The sequence below is a fragment of the Ruegeria sp. HKCCA5426 genome (assembly GCF_013034585.1).
GTDB lineage: Bacteria > Pseudomonadota > Alphaproteobacteria > Rhodobacterales > Rhodobacteraceae > Ruegeria.
Genome location: NZ_WQGH01000011.1, coordinates 32,836 through 54,390, shown reverse-complemented (window position 1 = coordinate 54,390; position 21,555 = coordinate 32,836). Strand labels below are relative to the sequence as shown.

Annotated in this window: 20 protein-coding genes; 13 read left to right on the top strand and 7 right to left on the bottom strand. The window is 55.7% G+C overall.

What is annotated here, in order from left to right; all coding sequences use genetic code 11:
* Nucleotides 1-146 precede the first annotated feature (146 nt).
* From GOV87_RS16810 to GOV87_RS16785, 6 genes are all read right to left on the bottom strand, one after another.
* Nucleotides 147-1,166 carry a hypothetical protein gene (locus GOV87_RS16810; protein ID WP_171212541.1) on the bottom strand — a complete coding sequence of 340 codons (1,020 nt, stop codon included), beginning with the start codon at nucleotides 1,164-1,166 and terminating at the stop codon, nucleotides 147-149.
* A 185-nt stretch (nucleotides 1,167-1,351) separates the two neighbouring features.
* Complete coding sequence (locus tag GOV87_RS16805) at nucleotides 1,352-2,767, bottom strand: S8 family serine peptidase (protein WP_171212540.1); 1,416 nt, start codon at nucleotides 2,765-2,767, stop codon at nucleotides 1,352-1,354.
* A 2-nt stretch (nucleotides 2,768-2,769) separates the two neighbouring features.
* Nucleotides 2,770-3,378: a hypothetical protein gene (locus tag GOV87_RS16800; protein WP_171212539.1), complete on the bottom strand. Its 609-nt coding sequence runs from the start codon at nucleotides 3,376-3,378 to the stop codon at nucleotides 2,770-2,772.
* Nucleotides 3,375-3,929 carry an RNA polymerase sigma factor gene (locus GOV87_RS16795; RefSeq protein WP_171212538.1) on the bottom strand — a complete coding sequence of 185 codons (555 nt, stop codon included), beginning with the start codon at nucleotides 3,927-3,929 and terminating at the stop codon, nucleotides 3,375-3,377. Before GOV87_RS16795 ends, GOV87_RS16800 begins: the two co-directional genes overlap by 4 nt.
* Nucleotides 3,930-3,931: 2 nt before the next feature.
* Nucleotides 3,932-5,065 (bottom strand): hypothetical protein, encoded by a 1,134-nt coding sequence (locus tag GOV87_RS16790; protein WP_171212537.1) that lies wholly within the window; start codon nucleotides 5,063-5,065, stop codon nucleotides 3,932-3,934.
* Between the two features lie 10 nt (nucleotides 5,066-5,075).
* On the bottom strand, nucleotides 5,076-6,896 hold the full coding sequence (locus tag GOV87_RS16785; protein ID WP_171212536.1) for a hypothetical protein: 1,821 nt from the start codon (nucleotides 6,894-6,896) through the stop codon (nucleotides 5,076-5,078).
* A gap of 339 nt (nucleotides 6,897-7,235) precedes the next feature.
* On the opposite strand from GOV87_RS16785, the gene GOV87_RS16780 reads away from it, so the two are divergent.
* The gene (locus tag GOV87_RS16780; RefSeq protein WP_171126745.1) at nucleotides 7,236-8,204 is read left to right on the top strand and encodes a DUF3137 domain-containing protein; all 969 of its coding nucleotides are present in this window, start codon (nucleotides 7,236-7,238) and stop codon (nucleotides 8,202-8,204) included.
* Between the two features lie 249 nt (nucleotides 8,205-8,453).
* Here GOV87_RS16780 and GOV87_RS16775 read toward each other — a convergent pair whose 3' ends face one another.
* Nucleotides 8,454-9,851, bottom strand: a complete 1,398-nt coding sequence (locus tag GOV87_RS16775; RefSeq protein WP_171212535.1) for a pyridoxal-dependent decarboxylase — start codon at nucleotides 9,849-9,851, stop codon at nucleotides 8,454-8,456.
* Nucleotides 9,852-10,537: 686 nt separating this feature from the next.
* Between GOV87_RS16775 and GOV87_RS16770 the strand changes: the two genes are divergently transcribed.
* From GOV87_RS16770 to GOV87_RS16715, 12 genes are all read left to right on the top strand, one after another.
* Nucleotides 10,538-11,509 carry a glycosyltransferase family 2 protein gene (locus tag GOV87_RS16770; RefSeq protein ID WP_171212534.1) on the top strand — a complete coding sequence of 324 codons (972 nt, stop codon included), beginning with the start codon at nucleotides 10,538-10,540 and terminating at the stop codon, nucleotides 11,507-11,509.
* The gene (locus tag GOV87_RS16765; protein ID WP_171212533.1) at nucleotides 11,506-13,035 is read left to right on the top strand and encodes a hypothetical protein; all 1,530 of its coding nucleotides are present in this window, start codon (nucleotides 11,506-11,508) and stop codon (nucleotides 13,033-13,035) included. Before GOV87_RS16770 ends, GOV87_RS16765 begins: the two co-directional genes overlap by 4 nt.
* On the top strand, nucleotides 13,032-13,787 hold the full coding sequence (locus GOV87_RS16760) for a class I SAM-dependent methyltransferase (protein ID WP_171212532.1): 756 nt from the start codon (nucleotides 13,032-13,034) through the stop codon (nucleotides 13,785-13,787). The genes GOV87_RS16765 and GOV87_RS16760 overlap by 4 nt, the downstream gene beginning before the upstream one ends.
* Before the next feature lie 8 nt (nucleotides 13,788-13,795).
* A complete protein-coding gene (locus tag GOV87_RS16755) occupies nucleotides 13,796-14,719 on the top strand; it encodes a hypothetical protein (RefSeq protein ID WP_171212531.1) in 924 nt (307 codons plus the stop codon).
* Nucleotides 14,720-14,879: 160 nt separating this feature from the next.
* The gene (gene napF / locus GOV87_RS16750) at nucleotides 14,880-15,395 is read left to right on the top strand and encodes a ferredoxin-type protein NapF (protein WP_171212530.1); all 516 of its coding nucleotides are present in this window, start codon (nucleotides 14,880-14,882) and stop codon (nucleotides 15,393-15,395) included.
* Entirely contained in the window at nucleotides 15,392-15,679 is a 288-nt protein-coding gene (locus GOV87_RS16745) for a chaperone NapD (protein WP_171212529.1), read from the top strand. The genes napF and GOV87_RS16745 overlap by 4 nt, the downstream gene beginning before the upstream one ends.
* 2 nt (nucleotides 15,680-15,681) lie before the next feature.
* Entirely contained in the window at nucleotides 15,682-18,174 is a 2,493-nt protein-coding gene (napA, locus tag GOV87_RS16740) for a nitrate reductase catalytic subunit NapA (protein ID WP_171212528.1), read from the top strand.
* Nucleotides 18,175-18,230: 56 nt separating this feature from the next.
* The gene (locus GOV87_RS16735) at nucleotides 18,231-18,659 is read left to right on the top strand and encodes a nitrate reductase cytochrome c-type subunit (protein WP_171126737.1); all 429 of its coding nucleotides are present in this window, start codon (nucleotides 18,231-18,233) and stop codon (nucleotides 18,657-18,659) included.
* A gap of 29 nt (nucleotides 18,660-18,688) precedes the next feature.
* Nucleotides 18,689-19,390, top strand: a complete 702-nt coding sequence (locus GOV87_RS16730; protein WP_171125588.1) for a NapC/NirT family cytochrome c — start codon at nucleotides 18,689-18,691, stop codon at nucleotides 19,388-19,390.
* 13 nt (nucleotides 19,391-19,403) lie between these two features.
* Nucleotides 19,404-19,661 carry a hypothetical protein gene (locus GOV87_RS16725; RefSeq protein WP_171125586.1) on the top strand — a complete coding sequence of 86 codons (258 nt, stop codon included), beginning with the start codon at nucleotides 19,404-19,406 and terminating at the stop codon, nucleotides 19,659-19,661.
* 198 nt (nucleotides 19,662-19,859) lie between these two features.
* Nucleotides 19,860-20,345, top strand: coding sequence for a bacterioferritin (gene bfr / locus GOV87_RS16720; protein WP_171212527.1), 486 nt, complete (start codon nucleotides 19,860-19,862; stop codon nucleotides 20,343-20,345).
* Between the two features lie 395 nt (nucleotides 20,346-20,740).
* Complete coding sequence (locus GOV87_RS16715) at nucleotides 20,741-21,427, top strand: hypothetical protein (RefSeq protein ID WP_171212526.1); 687 nt, start codon at nucleotides 20,741-20,743, stop codon at nucleotides 21,425-21,427.
* Nucleotides 21,428-21,555: the final 128 nt, after the last annotated feature.

Below are 21,555 nucleotides of genomic sequence, written 5' to 3'. Positions count from 1 at the left end.
TTCTATGTGACCGCAGGACGTGTCTGTCTGACGTCACCACATAAATCCGTTTGTATCAATTGTATCTGCGCCAAATGCATGCTTTGGCGGACGCACACAAAAAAGGCCCCCTCGTTCAGAGGGGGCCGATCACTCGTTAAGATAAATCAGTTCAGTCGAAGCGTCTTGGGCTTGCTTCCACCCGACTGGACCTTGAGACCGCCATTGCCCGGGCTTTTGCAATTCATCGAATATTTGGCACCGTTCGACTGGAACTTGGGCGAGACACCTTCGATTTTCACCCAACCGTTTTCCGGACCGTTGCCGTTGGGAATATCCCAGGTGTGCTGCACCACGGCGATCTTGTTGGCTGCTGTCTTGGCGGTAAAAACGTTGCTTTTCTTGCCAGTGTTATGCACGAACCGATACTTGATCTGTGCGTTGGCCGTATTGGTGGAAATAGCGGTCGTGGTCTTGATTTTGCAGGCCCCGTTGGGCGGCGCAATTTCAGTCAGTTTCATCGTAGCCTTCTTTACGGAAACCGGCTGGGTATAGCCTTTGACGCCACCCCCGGCCAAAGGCACGCGCGGCCCAGAGAATTTGCTGCATACGATCTTGACCGTCTTCGGTGCAGAATATTCCCAGATTTGGTTATTGGACCCGGCACCTGACGCTTCGACCGTGGTTTTCAGCGAAACCTTAAAGCTCACCTCGTGGTTTGAGCCAAAGATTTGCTTATCCGATTTACCCTGGTTGCGCAGGACAGTTGCTTTCATTTCGCACATGCTGACAGCCGCGGATTCGATCGTGCCGACGCTAAGGGCGAAAGGCCAGTTATAGTCGATGGATTTCGGACGATTGCCGACCGAATACGAGACAGTCTTCTTGTAAAACGACGTGCCCTGAACCTTGGCCGCGATACCGAAACCATGGGTGATTTCAGGCTCCATGGTCCATTTTTTGATCCGCCCTGCGGTACCGGTGTCATATTTGAGATTGGCACCTACTACGAATTTTCCGTTCAAATCCAATTTTGTATAATTCTGACCGTTGCTGAGAACTTTCAGCGAGGTCGGGTTTGTGTTGGTAACAGTCGCCACACCACTGTCGGCCGAGGCCACGTGCGGCAGGGCGGAAAAAATGCCAGAGATCAGAGCTACGGTTTTGATACTGGTTACGGTCTTCATAATCTTAATTCCTTCAGCTTTCTGTTTGCTTGTGACTGTCTGTCGTTTGGCACCCGAGAAAGGTTCAAATTTTTTTTGAGGGCCTGTTCGAATTGCGCCTGCGGCGTGAGATTAAGGTTCGCACGTATCTGGCAGATGTCCGGCAGATGTTTGGAATGTATCGACTTTGTCAGAGCCTTGTGCGGTCAGCACCCGCCGGATTGCACAAGGCCATAACCAAAACGCGTATCTCGGCCTGATGAACCAAGATCAACGGCTGTCTGGCGCAAGATGCGTCGTGCTTTGTCCAGAGACAGCCCGCCGCGGGATGCGTGTCGGGCCAGCAAAGCGGTCACAAGAGGAGCGGCGTAAGATGTCCCCGACCGATAACCGCCGCCTTTCGCTGTAATGACCCATAAGTCGACCCCCGGCGCGGAAAACTCGATATGAGGACCCTGGTTTGCCTTGCCATAAATCCGGCGAGCCGCGTCCACTGCTGTCACGGCAATGGTATCGGGGGATGCCGCTGGCAAACGCGGCGCGTTGCTGCTGCCATTTCCGGCGGCTGCAACCACGACCATGCCACGCGCGCGGGCTCTGGCAAGCAATTCAGCAAACACCGCGTTAGGCGCGCCTGACATCGACATATTGACCAACTGAACATTGCGCGCGCGTAGCCAGTCCAGACCCGTGGCAATATCTTCCAACCGTGCACCTTCACGGCCTTTGTCGCGACCAAACGCTTCGGCCGCAAAAATCTCTGAACCCGGTGCCAGGCCGACAATCCCGCCTGAGCCATTCCCGGCGATTAACCCAACGACTGCCGTAGCATGGTTGGTTCCCGTGGGCCTGAGCCCCGGCGACAGCACGGACTGACGCTGGATGCGCACGCCGGCAAGCGCCGGGTGTCCCGCCTGAACAGGGCCGTCGATTACTCCGACCCGCACGGCGCGCCGAAGAGCGCAGGATTGCTCAGGAGGATCTCCTACCATCGCGGCAGCATAGAGACGCGGCGGAGCCGCGAACCCGTAAATATGATGGCGGTCAATGTCAGCATCTGGCGAAGGGATCGTCAAAGCAGCGCGCGCGTCTGCAAGTGTCAGCCCTTGGGGGAAAGCATAAAACAGCATGACCCGACCCATCTGGGGTAGATTTCGCCGGCGCAAAAGCTGCGCCCCGCGTTCTTGCAACACATCCCTTGCCGCTTGCTCTTGCCGGGCTGGGACCAGAACCGTGTATTCCGGTGACCCATCCGGCGCAGGCACCATGTCACGCGCTGCGCGTTCTGTATTGCGCTGGCGTTGCGCGCAAAGCGTGATGGGCCCAAGGTCTCGTCCGGTTGTTCCACGGATAGCCCAGACGAGGCGATAAGTTTCACCTGCCCGAAGCCCGCGCGACGGCACCGCGATCGTGACTTGGCTGGGTGACCAGCGCAGCACCTGCATCTTCAGGGTCTGGCCCCGGCTGGTCGCGAGAATGTCACTGGGTCTTGCACCAAAATCGCGGGCTTCAATTCGGATGGAATCTCTGGGCTTTACGCATCCTTTGGCAATGATCCGAAAGTCGTCGGCCTGCGCTGCAATCGGAAATGCAAGCAATAGAAGGAGCATGAAAATACGCATGATCAATCCCCTCCCTCGACTTCGACGCTTTCCACAATCCCCGTTGCGGCGTTTAGACGTTCCAACGCACGGGCGGCGGCGTCTTCGTCTTTCGCGGCCAGCGAGTACAGACCCAAAGCCGATGGCCCGGACACGATGGTCAATTCCAGTTCCAGCAAAAGGGCGCGGATTTCTTGTTCGGTGGCTGTCGCGGCAAATGCCACTGTCAGGGTTGGCCCAGTGTCCAGAGATTCAGGGCCACCATCGGCCAGCTCGACATCTGGTCCAGTGTTAAAATATGGCAACGTCACCTGAACGGCCAGCAAAGCCATTGCTGCAAAGGCGGCGATTTTCCAAAGGCCGGGTTTTGTTGCTTTTGGCTGCGTCACGGTACGATTTGCATCTACATCCCGCATTAGCCTTGCCAACCCAAACTCACCCGGAGAGGTCCCGACTTCGGTCGCTTGCATTTGAATTCGCGCCGCTTTCAACGCAGCCAGTTCCGCCTGCAATTCGGGATTTTCGGCCACTGCGCGTTCAATTGCGCGGCGCTCATCACCTTCCAACGTATCATTTGCAAGAAACACCAGCAGGCTCTGGATTTCATCGTCATCCCAATTTGGACCGGTCATGTCGCTGCCTCCTTCATTCGACCTGACAGGCAGCGCAACAAAAGCTTCTTTGCGTGAAAAATTCGCGTCTTAATCGTGTTTTCAGGGGCGTCAACCACGCGCGAAATCTCGCCGTAACTCATGTCTTCGTAGAACGCGAGTTCAATGGCGCTGCGGTGATCGGCCTTAAGCCCCTCAAGACAGAACCGAAGATGTTCGGCCTCTTGCGCGGCGGCAAGGCAGGCCACGGCATCAGGCCCTTCATCGACCTGCTCGGGCAGGTCATCGCTGGGCGAGATACGTTTATGTTTTCTGAAGTGATCCATTGTCTTCCTGTAGGCAATTCCAAATACCCAGGTCTTGACAGCAGACCGACCCTCGAATTTACCGGCCGAGCGCCAGACTTCCATGAAGACCTCGTGAAGTATGTCGCCCGCTTCGAATGGATCGTTCATTTTTGAAGCAATAAATCTGTAAACCGGCTTTTCCAGCGCCCGGTACAACCCGGCCAAAGCGGTCTTATCCCCGCCCGCGACGGCCTGCAGCAAGGCGTTCAGTTGCGCGTTATTCATGGCTATTGCCTAAGCTGCAAAACAGGTTGCTGGCTTGGCGTAGTGTTCAGGCCACGTACCGAAGACACAGCCAACAGGTTTCCTGCAGAGTCAAACGCAGCAACTCGCCAGCGCAAAACCCTGACCTGACGCAAGCGATCGAGCGTGAAATCCTTCAACCGCGTTGACCGTTCACTGGTATCCAAAGCGGCGATCTGTTTTGGCGCAAGTCCGCCAGCACCCGAGTCCAGAAATTCCAGACGATAGAGGCTTGCGTTGGGAACCGATTGCCAACTGAACACAGTCGCTGCACTAAACCCCGCGCCCGGTTGGGGCGCCGAGAGATTTAGCATCGGCTTGGAGGCTGGATCCGGCGTTTGCGGCTCAATGGGCACGGCGGTGACTGTATAGCGCAGATCGGGAACGGATAGCGTAAAGCTGCCTCGCTGTCCGGGCGAGGGTACGAACCGCACCCTGTAGATTCCGGGCCGATCTACCGGCAGCGGCGGGCTCTCGAATGTGGCGCGCCGCGCGCCTGCCAAAACCTGACGAACTCTTCCGACGACACGGAAATCACCCGCGACGTCCGACGGACCGGCAACTTCCCACGCGCCGTCAAGGATGCCGCGTCCGTTCGTAGTCAACTCAAGCCGGGCTGCCAATTGCGAGCCGCTGGGAACCACACGGAAAAGACTGTCGTCGTCAAAGGCAAGATCAGCAAAACGCACGGCCAGTGGACCGCCGCTGGTCGCTTGCAGGCGTAAGGTTGCGGGCGCTGAGGTTCCGTTGAAATCCGTGAAGCTGCGGGTCAGAACGGCGTTGCCCGCCTGCGCAATCCGTGCCGCTGTTGTCCGGTCAACAACAAGCCGTTCGGACAGTGTTACAAAGATCAGACCGCCGCCTGGATGCTGCACCGTTCGGCGTAGAGGGCCGCCAATAGCACCGCCGGTGCTGAGTTGCGCGCCGGGCGAAGTGACCGTAATGGCTCTTGCTGCTCGCGAGATTACTCCGACGCGCCAGTTCAAGGTTATCGCGGATTCACCCGACCCATTGACGCGTGCCGTCGGAGGATTGACGGAAACCGGCCCCGCTGCATGAGCCAAGCCGCACAAAAGGGACAGGACAAAGCTGAGTATGAGTGTTGGCAGAAATCGCATACTCCGCCTCCTACCTAAAGAAATTAGTTGTTGCGCGCAGGGTCAGGCCGACCAGAGTATCCTCGTCCCCGCCACTTTCGCTGGCATAGGGCCCGTCGGCTCGGCTTGCGCTCAGAACCAGTTCGGCTGTTGGGTGGAACCGCCACGCCAGTTCGGTTGCATAATACTCTCCGTCCAGCGCGAAGGGTTCATCAGTGCGCGTTATGCCGGTATCGAGCCGAAAAATCAGATCATCCGGCCGCAGCGCATAGCTGAAGCCCAAAGTGGCTTCGTACCGCTCCCATGTATCAAAATCGCCATCCACACGCGTGTATCCCGCGGTGCCATTCACATTCGCCCGATCGTTGACGCCATAGTCAAAAGCTGCATTCAAACTGTGGCTGTCGGTGTCGATATCCAACACCCCCTGATCATCTTCACGGATGCGGACATAATCCAGTGACCAATTGCCGACATCCCCCAGTTTGTCGAACCCCACATACAAAGTTGTTGAGGTATAATCCTCGGGCGGGGGTGCCGCGTTGGGGGTCGTCAGCCGATCCTGTTCGATATAGCCACCCCCAAAACGCAGGGCTGTACCCTGCCAGAACCCCTCGCCCTGTAAGTCATAGCGGAGGTCGGTCAGGACCTGCGAAATCCGATCTTCGGGCCAGTCGGATGCCCCCCCGACATTAGTTTTCTGAGTATCGGCAAAGATGTTCAAAGCGAACCGGTTGGCGCTGTAGTCCATCGTTAGTCGCCAGGTTTCGGCCCCGACTGCAACACCGGGATTGGCGAGAGAAAAGTAGTCCTGATCCACTTTTTCATAGCCCAGACCCACGGTTAAAGCCCGGTCACCCGCGTCCGTGTTCAAAACGTCGTAGCTTAAGTGGGACAGAACCGCGTTTGCGCTGGTTTCAGGCAATGGGCCGCCGTCATCTTCGTCCCAATCGGTCTGTGACCAAACTGACCCATAATACAATCGCCCGCCCAACAATGTCCCGTCCAGCGAAAGCGACGAGCCTTGACCGGAACCTGTCGCGCTGCCGCCATAGGGATCACCATCGCCGGTATAGGTTTGCACGGACACTCTGAAGTCCTGCGTGGCAAAAGGTTGGAACGCGAATCTTGCCCCCTGCATGCGGCTGTCTTCGTCCGCCAGCCCTGTGAAGTTGGCGGCCCCCAATGCGTCGGCACTTTGCGACGCGAAGGCCCCCAGTTTCACGCGCTGATCTAACAGGCCCATGTCGACCGATAGACCACGCCGGGATACATCACCTACCAGCGCGCGATCATAGTCCAGCATCTGATGCCCCAATCGCCCAGTTAAGTTTGTGGCACCCAGCGTGCGATTGAACTCGAACAGATACTCGGCAATATCTACCGGGTTTTCGGTGACCCGCTCGACGGGGCGCGTCGAGCCCAGATAACTGACTTGTCCGCGAAAACTACCTTCTTCATTTTCCACGCCAAATGAACCGCTGCTTGAGGCGTTTGCAGCTTCGTCGCTGTTGAGAGATTGGATGCTGGCCTCGTGACTGGCGTCAACGGAAACCGTCAACCGGCTGCGGGCCGTGGTCAGGAAGCTGTAACTGGCGATCGGCACAAAGCCGTCACCCTCAAGCAGATAGACGGTCACATCGTGGAACTCACCCGCCAAAGGGGTGACAATGTTCAGAACAAGCTGCCCATTCTCGACCGCCGCGACATCGGTCATGTCGATGCCGTCAACTTCGATCGCAACCTCTCCGGTCAGGCTGGAAATGTCGAGCGGCAGGAAAAGCGTTTGCCCGGCTTCCAGCGTCCCAAGATCTTCAATCAGATCCTGCGCGACTGCGGGGGTGGTCGCCATGGCCAATCCACCGATGCACAAAAAACACCGGACTTTCTGTTTGAATTGCTGCCGCAAAACTGCGCCCTCGTCGTCTTGTCGCAGTGCAACGCCCTATGCGGCGAAACTGCCTAAAATATTGTTTTGCTAAGGATCAGGAGAGAGCAGTAACGAGACAAGCCACTGTAATGTCTCAATTGTTGCTGTTGTGTATCAGCTTGGGTCACGCGCTAAGCCACACAAGGCTTTGGTGCCCGCGCAACGTGTCTGACAGGATACAATTGATACACCCGCAGGGATATTCCGGAGGCTCTGCCCAAAGTAAAGTCTGCACGTACCCAGACTGCAAAAGGCATGGTGATGGCTGAATACGAGTTTGTTGAAAGCGCCCCGTTCGAAGCGGGGTTTGCAGAAGTGTATGAATGGCAGATTGCCCCCTTTTTGCGCGGCAAAGAGGAAGAGCGCCAAGCCGCGATCTCGCGCAGCATGGTCTGGGTAAAACTTATTGGCGCTGTCTCGGTCGTTCTGGCTGCTTTGGCATCGTATTACGTCCACCCGCTCCTTGGTATTTTTCCACTGGGGTTTGGTGGCGGTGCAGCGTTGATTATCTATCTCGAACGCGGAAGCCGCATCAGCAAGGACGTTTCGGGTTTCGTGCGTCCGATCTTGTGCAAGTTTCTGGGTAACATGGACTTGCACGCGCAAGTTCCCGCAGACTTTATGCCAGTAGGCCGTCTTGTTGCCCTGCAGATTTTACCCAAGGCCGAGCGCATACGCGAGGATACCGCCATCACCGGAACATGGCGGGATACAAATTACAAGCTGCTGAAGATGAGCTGCTCTGAAAGCTATCGCGATCACAATGACGACCGGAAATACAGAACCCTGTTCGCCGGAATCGTGCTTGAGATCGACTGCCCGGTCGACATGCCACGCACTGTGTTCGTCAAGGATTTTGGCGAGACCCTGAATAAGCTTTATTCCTGGGCGTCCCGTAATACCTTGCCAACCCATCGCTGGGATTTGGGTCTGGAAGATGCCGAACAGGTTTTTGAGGTCTACACTGACGACCCGGCCCAACTTGGTCAGTATCTTAAACCTCAATTCGCTTACACCTTGACGGACATTGCAGGACGGTTTCAGGGGGGGAAGGATTACTGCGCTGCGGCCTTTTCTGGCAGGCGGTTCTATCTGGCACTCAGCTTGCCGCATAGCTTTTTGGGGTTTGATGTCGCCGGCGCCCCCCTGAGCGAAGCTAATGACAGCATCCACCGCGCTTTACGCGATCTGATGACGCCAAGGCAGATCATTGACGCCCTGCACGCCTGAGGGGTGTGGCGTTGGCTTCGCCTGTGCTTTCAGGCAAACGCAATATCGACTGAGCCGAATGGACTGAAATCAGCATGGAATTTACTTCCCGGAGGGCATTTGGCCGGGCTAAACGCCCTGTCCGCATTGCGAAGCTCTGCGCCCACCCTGACCTATCACACTCGCCATCTCGCCTTGATAATCCAGCGTGTGATTTTCCAGTGACGGCACTAAAATAGGTGTGACCGCCCGCGGTCAAGGTCGCAAGCTTCAATTCAAAGCCTCCCAAACCTCGCTGATCACATCAGCAGCCATCAACACATCATTCCGCGTCGTATCGAATTGCCCCACCTGAAAGCGGATGATTTTGCGGCCGTCGAACATGCCCTGCGTCAGATAAATCCGACCATCGTCATTCAGCGCATCCACCAGACGTTGTTGCATCACGTCGTCACCCGGACAGCGGAACGAAAACAGGCTCAGGATGGGTCCCGTCGTGATCTCGAAACCGTCCATTGCACCGATTATTTTGGCAAGCTCATTTGCCCAAACAACATGGTTGCGAATTCGCTCGCGCAGGCCATCCAAACCGTAAGAGCGCAGCAGGAACCAGATTTTCAACGCCCTGAACCTGCGACCCAGCGGAATGGTCCATTCGGAATAGTTCGTGACCTCGGCCCCTGTGGTCTTCAGGTATTCGGGTTCGATTTTCAAAGTGTTGAGCTGCGGAGTAGCGTCCCTCAGAAACTGGATCGCGCAATCGAACTGGGCGCCAAGCCACTTATGTGGGTTAAAGACAACACTGTCATAGCGATCCGCTCCGGCCCACAACGCCTGACGGAACTCGGGGCAGATCATGGCGGACCCGACCCAGGCAGCGTCAAGATGGGTGTATAGGTCATGCTTCTGCGCGATATCCGCAACGGCCATCAGATCATCGCAGGCCCCTACACCCGTACCCCCGGTGATCGCGATGATCCCGGCCGGAACGTGCCCGGCGACTAAGTCGCTTTGGATCGCCGCCTCAAGTGCGCCGGGATCAATCGCGTAAGTTGACCCCCGCGTCGGCAATTTGACCAGATTGTCCTGCCCGATCCCGGCAACCCAACAGGCCCGGTCAATGGACGAATGCACCTGATCCGAGCAGTAAATCCGCAGCGCGCCTTTCGTATTCAACCCTTCACGGTTGCCGGTAAACCCGGTGGCGCGCTCTCGCATGGTCAACACCGCCGACAAAGTGGCCGAAGACGCACTGTCCTGAATGACGCCTGTCATGCCAACAGGCAGTCCAAGCGCCTGGCGCAACCAATCGACCATCACGGTTTCCACCTCGGTCGCGGCGGGCGAGGTTTGCCACAACATGCATTGGGCTGCGATTGTGGTCACCAACATCTCGGCCAACATCGAGGGTGGCGCGGCGTTGGCTGGGAAATAGGCAAAGAAACGAGGGTGCTGCCAATGGGTCATTCCAGGCATGACGATCCGTTCAAAATCGGCCATGATGGTTTCCATCGCCTGCCCGGAATCTGGCGGCGACGCGTCAATCTGGACGGCAATATCCCCCGGGTTTGTTTGCGCCCGGACTGGGCGATCCGACAGGGTTTGGTGATAATCGGCAGCCCATTTCGAAATGTGCTGCCCCCAATGCGAAAATTCATCCCAGTTCATCAATTCGCCCTTGTGTCGCCCGCTGATCAACTGGACATGACCTCTGCGGCAGTCGTTGTATTTGTAGCTGAAAGACTTCGGCCTAGACCTATAAGCCTATATTGGCCTGACCCGTTCCGGAACTGCCAAAATGGGGCGTTTAGATATCAATTGCGCCCTTGCAGCTGCCCCACCCACGGGCACCAACAAAAGCGCCGTATCGTTCATCGCGCATTCGCCGGCGCATTTCTTGGCTTAATCGGGAAGAATCCGAGACCGAGCCAGTGCACTTTCCGAAGCTGTTCTGGCACAGTTGCCACCTGGCCCAAATAAACAGCGCGTGCATTTGGTTGATTTCAAGCAGGTCAAAGTGGCTGTTTCTTATGCAAAGCAAGGAAACAGGTCCGTGTTCTGAAGGCGTTTAACACATCAGTGGTAGACCAGAGCACCTCCGCCTGCCTCTAATGTTCTAATAAACTGTCGGACCATTCAGGTGAAGGAAAGGGCAGGTGAAAGGCTGATTGGCAACCCTGTGTCATTCGACCAGCATGAGCAAAACAACGGTTTTGTTTAACGCATTGACTGACATCTGCTACTGATTGTGGCGCGTATTTAAGAATCAATGGAGAAGTTTACACCACTTGCTCCTCCATCGGTTGACCCTGTTTCTGCGGGTTTTTTTGTGACTAGTGTGAAGGTAAATCGGTTTGAAACTCATAGTTCAAATTCCCTGCTACAACGAGGCAGAGACCCTGCCCGCGGTCCTTGCCGACATCCCAAAGGAAATTCCCGGCGTAGACAGCATTGAAGTTCAGGTTATCGACGACGGGTCCACCGACGGAACATCAGAGGTTGCGCGCGAAAACGGGGCGACATATGTGCTGCGAAACCGGGGCAACAAGGGCCTTGCCCGAAGCTTTCAGGTTGGAATTGATCACGCGCTGCAGGCCGGGGCGGATATCATCGTCAACACCGACGGAGATAACCAGTATTCCGGTTTGTCCATTCCCGATCTCGTGGCGCCGATATTGCGCAAGGAAGCGGACATTGTTGTCGGCGACCGCAAACCCGGCGAGAACGCTGAATTTTCCACATTGAAGCGCCTGTTGCAGCGGTTCGGAACGTCGGTCGTGCGGCGGCTTGCCGGGATTGACGTCACTGACGCAGTATCCGGATTTCGCGCATACACCCGTGAAGCTGCCCTGACGATCAACGTCATGACCAAGTTCAGCTATACCACCGAAACCCTGATCCACGCAGGGCAGACAAACCTGAAAATAGCGTCTGTTCCCGTCAACGTGAATCCCGTCGAGCGCCCCTCGCGCTTGTTCACGTCGATGGGTGGATTTCTGCGAAAGCAGGCGACAACAATCCTTCGCAGCTATACGATGTATCGACCTCTCAGCGCCTTTTTGACAATTGGCCTGGTGATGTTGATCATCGGAACAATCCCGGTTCTGCGGTTTCTGTTCTACTATTTCACCGGTGACGGAGAGGGCCGCGTACAGTCCTTGATTCTGGGCGGCGTTTTTATTCTGGCCGGCTATATCACCATGATCATCGCGCTTCTCAGCGACGCGATTGCAACAAACCGGCGCCTTACGGAACAAGTCTTGAGCCGAATGCGGGAACTGGAACTGCGTATCGACACAAATAATCGTGGGAATGGATCGACGTGACGGATATGGGCGCGGCAAACGCCCCGTTTGCCGGGGGCAAACGTATTCTATGGCTGATTTCAATTTTGGGGTCCGTCTATTTCGGTTTTCTTGTGATCTCTTCGTGGACCTTGTTCGACCTCAAACCTTTTGGCTGGCAGATATATGACGCTTATTATGCGGCGATTTTGGATGGTCGGTTTGACCTGCCCGCCCGCGTGCTTCGCTACGAAGGTCACTATACCGCAGACGGAACGGGCTATCTCTATCATGGCGTTGCGCCGCTTCTGACACGCTTTGCCTTTGGCTGGGCTTGGCCGTTCGAGACCTTCCCCATGAACGGCTTTTCGATCTGGTTTTGGGCCGTGATCGGAACGCTGGGCTGGCAGCATGTTCTTGTGACCTTGGCCCGGACAGCAGGAGTTTCTGCGGATCGCCGCGTTTTGGTGCTGGCGCTTTGTGCCGCCTTGTGGGTCGCCGGGCCAGGCCCCGCTCTGGTCATCAACCTTTCGTTTTATCACGAACCGATTGCAGTGGCGTTTGCGATGTCTGGGCAGTTTGCTGCCGTTTGGACACGCGCGGCGCGCGGCGTGACACCAATGTCAGTGGCAGTCGTTTTGCTTGCCGTTTGCGCAATGGTCGCCGTGCACGCGCGGCCAAATGTGGCAATCGGGCTTTATGCCGGTGTCGTTTTGGCAATTGGACACGGTTTGTGGCGCGACCGTTCAGCCTTTCTCATCCCCGCGATCATCGCCATGGGGATTTTGGCCGCAGGCGGGTTCGGATATCTAGGGCTAAATGCTTTGCGGTTTGGGGATGCGTTGATCACCCATGGCAGCTATGAAGGCTCGCGCGTTGTATATGGCAACGTCTTTTGGGGTATAGAAACCAAGGACTCGATCCGCGCGGCAGCCTTCGAAGAGCATGGTCGTCTGAACCCATTACGCGTTGTTCCCAATGCAGCGTTTTACTTGTTCGACGTCCCTTCAGCATCTTTCCTGACCGGCCTGTCCGACTCGATTCTCGGTCTTTACCGAGCGGTAACGGAGCCGATTCTAGGCCATATCAGAGTTGGCGGCCCAAGAACCGGATTGGTTATGCTATGGCCGCTTTGGTGCCTTCTGGCGCTGTTCGGTATTCGCGCGGCTTGGCGCGACACACAAATGGCAGGGCTTGTGGTTGCGGTTGCGCTGTCGGCTATTGTGACATTGGCCTACGGCACGATCACCTTCCGATACCGCTTGGATCTTTGGCCAGTTATCGCAACACTGGCGCTGATGGGTGCTGTTTTCTGTATGCGACGCGAACCGGGCATAGCTGCAAAAGCCTGGATCGTTGGATTAGGTACGACGGCTTTTATTGTCGGAACTGCAACAACGACAGCGTCAGTGTATAAATATGCTTCTCCGCTTAGGGAAAGGCCGGGAGAATACTTTGAAAAGTGGTCTGAAGACGCCTGCCTGAGGCGCGCGGCCCAGATTGGTCTTACCGTCGAACAAGGTACGAAAACCTGCAGGTCGCATTCTTCGCTTGAGGACGCCGTATGACAAACGATCCACGCGCCACCCTTTCGAGGGCAGCAAAATCCGGCTACGTCGCAACGATGCGAGGCATCGCTTGGGGCCTGAACAAAACAAGCGTCGCAGACTGGCTCTCGCGCCGGCATCATCGCGGCAGGGGGTATCATTGGGCGTCAAGCCTTATGGCAATCCATGACATAGACGGGCTGATCGCCCTGGACGTTCCCTGGTGGACCTATGATGCGATTGAAGTCGTCGACGCGTTCCTGAAATCAAGACCAGCCCGTGTATTTGAATACGGCGCGGGGGCCAGCACGATCTGGGCGGCGCGACGTTCGGCTTCTGTAACGAGCGTTGAGCATGATGCGGATTGGTACGCACGCGTCTTGGAACGGGTCCAGGGTCAGACCAATATCTGCCCGGTCGACCTGCGTTTAGCACCTGCTTCGAACGCAAAAGACGTCGCACTTTCGGACCCTATCTACCTGTCTCAGAAACAAGACATGCGCGGCCTGAACTTTACATCCTATGCATCGGAAATTGACAAGGCGAATGGCTCATACGACTTGATAATTGTCGACGGTCGCGCACGCCAAGCTTGCTTGCGCCACGCTGCAAACCGGTTGTCACCGGGTGGAATGATTGTCTTCGACAACTCAAAGCGTGCCCGATATCGCGAGGCTATCAGTCAGTCCGGGCTTTACGTTAATCGCTACCCCGGGCTTACCCCGTCGCTGCCCTATTCAGACGAGACGTCAATATTGACGGCTCATACCTGAGCCTGCCGATGGAAGAGAACACGCCCTTGCGCGCAGGCTTATGGTTCAGGCGCGGAATTCGTGTGGCCGGGGTCGTGTTGCTTGTCTTGTCACTGGGTTATATCGCGCTCGAAGTTCAGCGCAATTGGACAGAGGTTTCGCATTGGCGCCCAAGTTCAACGGAACTTGTCCAACTATTCGGCCTGACGCTTGTCTACATTTTGACGCTGTCCCTGCCTGCCGAAACCTGGCACCAACTGGTTGGCGTCTACGGCGCGGAACCCCGGCGGCGAACGTGGCGCTCTTTCGGATTGGCGCAGATTGCACGCTATTTGCCGGGTAATGTGGCCCATCTGATCGGGCGCGCCATGGTCCTGCGCGACGGCCCGTTAAGCGCGAAACAATTGGGGTTGGCGACGCTGTTAGAATTAATTGCGATGCCAGCAGGCGCTGTTTTGGCACTTTTGATTGCTGCACTCGTCACTCCGGGGGTCGATCAAATCGCGCAAACAATTGGCTGGTCGGAAGACACGGTGCGGATTCTCACACTCATTTCTGCTCCCTTGTTGATTGCAGGTTTGTTCATCACCTCGCGAATAGCGGGGAATAGCAAGGAACTGACCCACACTTTTTGCATTGTGGTGCCGATTTGCGCGCTGTTCATGCTGGGGCTCGGCGCAATTTTTGGAGCAATCGTCTGGATAGTGGGACAGGGCCCATTCCTTGTCGCAACTGTCGCGGGCATCTGTGCATGGCTGGTTGGATACGTAACACCCGGTGCACCTGCTGGTTTAGGCCCGCGCGAGGCAGTACTGCTACTGTTTCTTTCGAATGTAATCCCCGCAGGCGGGCTGATCGTAGCTGTCGCCGTTTTCCGGCTTGTCACAGTCTCTGGCGATTTGGTCTGCTTTGCGATGTGTGCAGCCGTTCTGCGCAATGGCGCGCCAGCATAAGCCCCGCTGCCAAGTCTTACGTTGTTGCTCATCCTCTGAAATCCAACGCGCAGACCCTCTTTTTGTAGTTGAAATGCGATTTGGGTGAAAAATTGCTGCAATTTGAGACAATAAGCGGAATACTGGCATTAGGGAATCGTCTCTAGCCAGGTCAACCAGTATGGATCGAGTGACCAGCCGACGTGGGTTTCTGAGTGCCAAAATTCTCAGGGAGGACGGAAAAATCGTCCGACCTCCGGGTGCTTGTGTGAGCGGTTTCGCCGATGCCTGCACAAAGTGCGTAGAATGCGTGTCAGCCTGCCCGGAAGACCTGATTTCAATGGAACCCGGCGGCTACCCTGTTTTCAAACCAAACGATAACCCCTGCACGTTCTGTGGTGAGTGCGCGCGCGCCTGCCCGACCGATGCTTTGGATATCGAACGCTTGGCCGACTGGCCCTGGCGGGCTGCGGTGCGGGCTTCAAGCTGCCTGTCCATGAACGGTGTAAGCTGTCGTATCTGTCAGGATAATTGCGACCAGAATGCGCTTCGGTTCAAACTACAGACAGGCGGGCGTGCCGAACCCGCACTGGATTCCGATGCCTGCAACGGATGCGGGTCCTGCGTGGCGCTGTGCCCTGTCGATGCGATTATGCTGGAACGGCGCACCCAAGTTCAGATGGAGCCGATTCAATGAGTATTTGTGGCTGCCTTACCCATGTTTCCCCGGCTCAGGCCGATGCTGCGGCGCTGGTTATGAATGAGATACCCGGCGTTGAAGTACATGCGCAAACAGCCGAAGGCCGGTTCGTCGTTGTTGTCGAAGACACGCCCGCGCGCCTAGCATCCGAGATCATCATGGACCTGCATCAGATCCCGGGGGTGCTCTCGGTCACTCTTACCTATCATCATTTTGAGGATATTGCGGACAACGTTTCGCGTCCTGATGCCCCAAGCCAAACCACCAGTCGGAGGCCATAGCTATGACTACATCAGAATCTCGCCGAACATTCCTTAAGGCATCTGCTGCCGCTGCAACCGCTTCTGCTGCTGGAATTCCCCTGGCCGGTGGTCAGGCCAATGCGCAGATTGGCATTCCAGACATAAGCTGGGACAAAGCGCCCTGCCGGTTTTGCGGGACCGGATGCACCGTCCTTGTTGGCACCAAGAATGGCCGTGTTGTCGCCACGCAGGGTGATCCGAAAGCCGAGGTGAACCGCGGCCTCAACTGCGTCAAAGGGTATTTTCTGTCCAAGATCATGTACGGCGAAGATCGCCTGACCCAGCCGATGCTGCGTATGAGAGATGGTAAATACGCCAAGGATGGAGAATTCGAACCGATCTCATGGGACGACGCTTTCGACATCATGGCCGAAAAGTGGAAAGAAACCCTAAAGAACAAAGGCCCCGAGGGCGTTGGAATGTTCGGCTCGGGTCAATGGACTGTGTGGGAAGGCTATGCCGCATCCAAACTGATGAAGGCCGGGTTCCGGTCAAATAACATTGATCCCAACGCGCGACATTGCATGGCGTCGGCTGTTGTTGGGTTCATGAGAACCTTCGGAATTGACGAGCCGATGGGCTGTTACGATGACCTGGAAGCTGCGGACACCTTCGTTCTTTGGGGATCGAACATGGCCGAGATGCACCCGATCCTATGGTCGCGTCTCACCGACACACGCCTGACAAAAGAAGGCTGCGAGGTTCACGTACTTTCCACGTTCGAACACCGGTCCTTCGAACTGGCCGACAACGGGATGGTATTCAACCCGCAAACGGATCTGGCCATCCTCAACTATATCGCCAACCACATCATCCAAACGGGCGCGGTAAACGAAGAATTCCTATCCAAGCATGTCAATATCACCAAAACTGACACTGATATCGGTTTCGGCCTGAGGGAGGACAATCCACTGCAAGAGGCGGCGGCCAATCCGAACTCTGGCAAGCTGACCGAGATCAGTTTTGACGAATACGCAGAGTCGGTGAAACCCTACACCCTGGAATACACGGCCGAGCTGTCTGGTGTTCCGGCCGAGAAACTTGAACACCTTGCGCAGCAGTATGCCGACCCAAACCGCAAGGTCATGAGCCTGTGGACGATGGGCTTCAACCAGCATACGCGGGGCTCATGGGTGAACTCGCTGATGTATAACGTTCACCTGCTGACCGGAAAGATTTCCGAGCCCGGAAACTCGCCATTTTCACTGACGGGCCAGCCGTCCGCCTGCGGTACCGCGCGTGAGGTGGGAACTTTTGCGCATAGATTGCCAGCCGACTATGTGGTCACCAACCCAGAACACCGCGCGAAGGCCGAGAAAATCTGGAAAGTGCCCACGGGCACAATTCCTGAAAAGGTCGGCTTCCACGCTGTTCAGCAAAACCGGATGCTGAACGATGGAGTGTTGAACGCCTATTGGGTCCAGTGCACGAATAACATGCAGGCAGCCCCGAACATGAACCAAGAGGGTTGGCCGGGTTACCGTAATCCCGACAACTTTATCACTGTGTCCGACCCCTACCCGACCGTGACGGCGATGTCTGCCGACCTGATCTTGCCGACGGCCATGTGGGTTGAAAAGGAAGGCTGCTATGGCAATGCCGAGCGCCGCACTCAGATGTGGCGGCAACAGGTTCACGCACCCGGCGACGCTAAGTCGGACCTCTGGCAGCTTATGGAGTTTTCCAAGCGGTTCACCGTCGAAGAAGCATGGGGAGAGGACTTTGTCGCCACGGCACCCGAAATGGCCGGGAAAACCCTGTACGAGGTTCTCTACAATAACGGCAATGTCGACAAGTTTCCGCTTAGTGAAATTCAGCCAGGGCACCCAAATGACGATGCAAATCATTTTGGGTTCTATGTTCAGAAGGGCCTGTTTGAGGAATACGCCGAGTTTGGGCGTGGACACGGCCACGACTTGGCACCCTTTGAACGCTATCACGAAGAGCGCGGCTTGCGCTGGCCGGTCGTGGACGGAAAAGAAACTCTGTGGCGGTATCGCGAAGGCAGCGACCCCTATGTCGAGGCCGGATCCGAAGTTCAGTTCTACGGGTTCCCCGACAAGAAGGCCAAGATCATCTTCGCACCCTATGAGGCACCTCCGGAAATGCCGGACGAGGAATACGATCTGTGGTTCTGTACGGGTCGTGTCCTTGAACACTGGCATTCGGGCTCCATGACACGCCGTGTTCCTGAGTTGCACCGGTCCTTCCCTCTGGCCGTGATCTACATGCACCCCGAAGACGCCGCAGCCCGCGATTTGCGACATGGGCAGGAAATCAAGGTTTCGACGCGGCGCGGTGAAGTCACAAGTCGCGTATCCACCAAGGGGCGAAACAAGGTTCCCAAGGGGCTGATCTTCATGCCTTGGTTCGATGAAGGCCAGTTGACGAACAAGCTGACGCTTGACGCGACCTGCCCACTGTCCAAGCAGACAGATTTCAAAAAATGCGCCTGCAAAGTCGAGCGTGCCTGAAGCAGCGATGACCGCCCCAAGGCGGTCGTCCAGCCAATAAAGAAGGAACATGCAAGATGAACAAGATAGTCGCCACCGCAGCAGCCCTTCTCATCGCGCTTGGCAGTATTGCGATTGCGCAAGAACTTCGTGACCTGCGCGGAACCCCGCCAGATGCGCCCAGCGTTGTGAACATGAGCCTTCAATGGGAAGGCCGAGAGGGCCGAATGGTCCGAAACTACCGCCAGCAACCGCCGTTGATTCCGCATTCCATCACGCAGTACCAGATTGATCTGCGAACCAATCAGTGCCTGTCCTGCCACGACTGGACAAAGGCCGGTGAGCGGAATGCGCCGACGCTTTCGATGACGCACTACCTGGATCGCGACGGGACCGAGTTGGATCACATCGCCGGAACTCGTTATTTCTGCAACCAGTGTCACGTCCCGCAAGCGGATACGGAACCTCTGGTTACCAACCTCTTTCAACCGTCGTCCACCGACTGATCCAAAGTTGATCTGAAAGGAGCACCGAGATGGCAGACTCCCCTGAAAAACGCGGTTGGATAGGCCGGGTATGGAACGCAATCTGGACACCGGCAGTTGCCTTCAGTTCTGGTTTTTTGCTGCTGGCAGGCTTTCTTGCTGGAATCCTGTTTTGGGGCGGATTCCACTGGACCTTGGAACTGACCAACACCGAGGAATTCTGCACCTCGTGCCATTCGATGGAAACCAATTTGGGCGAGTATCGGGAAACGATACACTACAACAACCACTCTGGTGTCCGCGCAATTTGCTCGGACTGCCACGTCCCTCATGAATGGAACCACAAGATCAAAGCTAAGATCATGGCCGTCAAAGACGTGTATCACGAGATGGTCGGCACCATCAGCACAACCGAAAAATACGAAGAACACCGCCTGAGTATGGCATCGGCTGTCTGGAAAAAGATGAAGGCCTCGGACAGTCGCGAATGCCGCAATTGTCACAACTTCGATTATATGGACTTTACGATTCAGGAAGCACGCGCGGCATCCGAACATCAGCGCGCGATCGACAACAACATGACCTGTATCGACTGTCATCAGGGCATCGCCCATAACCTTCCACCCGGATACCTTGAACGATACCAAGAAGTTACAGAGACACTTGCCGGCACACCACAGAATTCCGTTCAGGGTCAACTGGCTGACAGTAGCGCTGAAATCCGGTCGTACCTGACCACGCAGGCCGAGTGAGAGGGGACAAGACATGCTTGAATTACTTGGAACCATCGGAGCCAACATTATCGGCCTGCCCGGAATCCTTGGCCTTGCTTTGGGGATGATGACCCGAAATCTGATGCTTGGCGCTGCGATGGGTGGGATTGTCGGCGTGATCGAGACATTGATTTTCGCACACTGGTCCTTTGCCAATGTGGAGATGACCGAACTGGTCATCGCTGTGATCATTGGGATATGCGCAGGCATGCTGGGAACTGCTATTCGCATCAAGGGCGCAACAGTCTGACCCAGCCGAGACCTGCTCGACGGGTTCTGAGACAGGTATTTCAAAAGATGTGCCTAATTTAAGTTCAGCGATGCGGGCCTGCGACCAGTTAAATTGCGGGGTTTGCACCGCTTTGGAGATTGCAGTTCCCGATGTTACAGTCTCGACTCAGACGAATTGTTCAAAACCATTTTTCAGACAGATTCAGGGAGACCCGCGATGAAGGGTGACAAGAAAGTAATAGAATACCTTAACAAGGCTTTGCGGCACGAGTTGACAGCAGTCAGCCAATACTGGTTGCACTACCGATTGCAGGACGACTGGGGTCTTGGCAGCATGGCCAAGAAAAGCCGCGAAGAGTCGATCGAGGAAATGGAACACGCCGACAGACTTATCGAGCGGATCATTTTCCTTGAGGGGCATCCAAATCTTCAAAAACTCGACCCGTTGCGGATCGGTGAAAATCCGCGGGAAACACTGGAATGCGATCTGGCCGCCGAAAGAAGCGCACGCGCCCTTTACAAGGAGGCCCGAGATGTCTGCAAGGATGCGGGCGATTACGTCTCGATGAACCTGTTTGAAAACCTGATGTCGGACGAAGAAGGACATATCGACTTTCTCGAAACCCAACTGGAATTGTATGACCGTGTTGGGCCTGAATTGTTCGCTCAACTCAACGCAACCAAAATGGAAGACGCGGAGTAAGCGCATTAGCGTACCATCTGTTACGCGGTTTCAATTTTGCGTAGTTCGTACGTCCTGCCGGATGAGCCCCCTGCCCGGGTGGTTTCGACCGGTGAACTGTAAGGTGAAGTTTCACAAGCTAAGGGATATTGCCGAAAATAGCGAACTATTGAAAAATCAGTCTCAGTTTTAGACAGAATCACATTGGGTTATTTTGGTATGATGGGTCTTGCAAGATTGGGTTGGCAATACGCCTTTGCAGGATGGTCGGAGTTTCACAATGGCCGCCGAGCAAGGTTTTTCTTTCCCCTAACCCTGCTGAAACATGAAAAGAACCTAGGGATAAATTTCGCAGGCGATGCCACATCGGATGACAACGCGAAATTTGACCTGCCTTTCCAGATGGCTCTGATCTGATGCAGGACCGTACTCAAGTATCGGCTTTTGACGTTGCACCTTTCAGCATTGCCGTAGGCTTGATCAGCCTGTTGATCGTCTTCGTCATCTCTTGGACGACCGGGGCAGACTTTGGCTACCTGACCCGCGACCCTGCGCAACAATTCAAAGCCCCGTCTTATGCAGGGTTTCTTTCGAATATGGGCGTTCTGTTCTGGATGGCCAGCGCGACCGTAACTGCGTTTGGCTTTGCCCTGTTAAGTGGCTCGCCACATGCAATGGCGTCACGAAGACTTCTGTTGGCCCTGACAATTCTTTCGACCGCGTTCTGCCTCGATGACTTTTTCTTGCTGCACGAGCGGCTCCCCATTGGTGAGAAGTATTTTTATGGGGGGTACGCTTTGTTCCTGGCGGGTACTGTCGTTCTTTACCGCCGCCATTTGGGACGGCTGGCCAGTATTCACCTTGTTATCGCGGGTTTGTTCTTTATGACCTCGATCGGAATAGATTTCTTTCAGAAGTTAATTCAGGTCTACCTCGGCCAGTATCGCATCCTATTTGAAGATGGCGCCAAATTCCTCGGAGCGGTGTTTTGGCTGAACTTCTCTTGGGCGGTAACCACTCAACAAATACTAAGCCTGTGGCCTAACATTTCCGAGCTGCCCGAAGGCCGCCCGAACTCTGACGGCGTAACAGCAGGCGAATAGAACCGCTGCTCACCATACATCGCTAAGGGACCAAGACCCGGCTTTGTACGGGCCAACGCGCCCCTTAACTTTGTTCGCTCAGGCGCGCAGGCGGGCTCGGGAGCTGATGATAGACTTCCAAATATTCG

What these genes read in the sequence shown, in the direction of transcription:
- GOV87_RS16810 (WP_171212541.1), bottom strand. Translation starts at nt 1,166, where the DNA reads ATGAAGACCGTAACCAGTATCAAAACCGTAGCTCTGATCTCTGGCATT.
- GOV87_RS16805 (WP_171212540.1), bottom strand. Translation starts at nt 2,767, where the DNA reads ATGCGTATTTTCATGCTCCTTCTATTGCTTGCATTTCCGATTGCAGCG.
- GOV87_RS16800 (WP_171212539.1), bottom strand. Translation starts at nt 3,378, where the DNA reads ATGACCGGTCCAAATTGGGATGACGATGAAATCCAGAGCCTGCTGGTG.
- GOV87_RS16795 (WP_171212538.1), bottom strand. Translation starts at nt 3,929, where the DNA reads ATGAATAACGCGCAACTGAACGCCTTGCTGCAGGCCGTCGCGGGCGGG.
- GOV87_RS16790 (WP_171212537.1), bottom strand. Translation starts at nt 5,065, where the DNA reads ATGCGATTTCTGCCAACACTCATACTCAGCTTTGTCCTGTCCCTTTTG.
- GOV87_RS16785 (WP_171212536.1), bottom strand. Translation starts at nt 6,896, where the DNA reads ATGGCGACCACCCCCGCAGTCGCGCAGGATCTGATTGAAGATCTTGGG.
- GOV87_RS16780 (WP_171126745.1), top strand. Translation starts at nt 7,236, where the DNA reads ATGGCTGAATACGAGTTTGTTGAAAGCGCCCCGTTCGAAGCGGGGTTT.
- GOV87_RS16775 (WP_171212535.1), bottom strand. Translation starts at nt 9,851, where the DNA reads ATGAACTGGGATGAATTTTCGCATTGGGGGCAGCACATTTCGAAATGG.
- GOV87_RS16760 (WP_171212532.1), top strand. Translation starts at nt 13,032, where the DNA reads ATGACAAACGATCCACGCGCCACCCTTTCGAGGGCAGCAAAATCCGGC.
- GOV87_RS16755 (WP_171212531.1), top strand. Translation starts at nt 13,796, where the DNA reads ATGGAAGAGAACACGCCCTTGCGCGCAGGCTTATGGTTCAGGCGCGGA.
- napF (WP_171212530.1), top strand. Translation starts at nt 14,880, where the DNA reads ATGGATCGAGTGACCAGCCGACGTGGGTTTCTGAGTGCCAAAATTCTC.
- GOV87_RS16745 (WP_171212529.1), top strand. Translation starts at nt 15,392, where the DNA reads ATGAGTATTTGTGGCTGCCTTACCCATGTTTCCCCGGCTCAGGCCGAT.
- napA (WP_171212528.1), top strand. Translation starts at nt 15,682, where the DNA reads ATGACTACATCAGAATCTCGCCGAACATTCCTTAAGGCATCTGCTGCC.
- GOV87_RS16735 (WP_171126737.1), top strand. Translation starts at nt 18,231, where the DNA reads ATGAACAAGATAGTCGCCACCGCAGCAGCCCTTCTCATCGCGCTTGGC.
- GOV87_RS16730 (WP_171125588.1), top strand. Translation starts at nt 18,689, where the DNA reads ATGGCAGACTCCCCTGAAAAACGCGGTTGGATAGGCCGGGTATGGAAC.
- GOV87_RS16725 (WP_171125586.1), top strand. Translation starts at nt 19,404, where the DNA reads ATGCTTGAATTACTTGGAACCATCGGAGCCAACATTATCGGCCTGCCC.
- bfr (WP_171212527.1), top strand. Translation starts at nt 19,860, where the DNA reads ATGAAGGGTGACAAGAAAGTAATAGAATACCTTAACAAGGCTTTGCGG.
- GOV87_RS16715 (WP_171212526.1), top strand. Translation starts at nt 20,741, where the DNA reads ATGCAGGACCGTACTCAAGTATCGGCTTTTGACGTTGCACCTTTCAGC.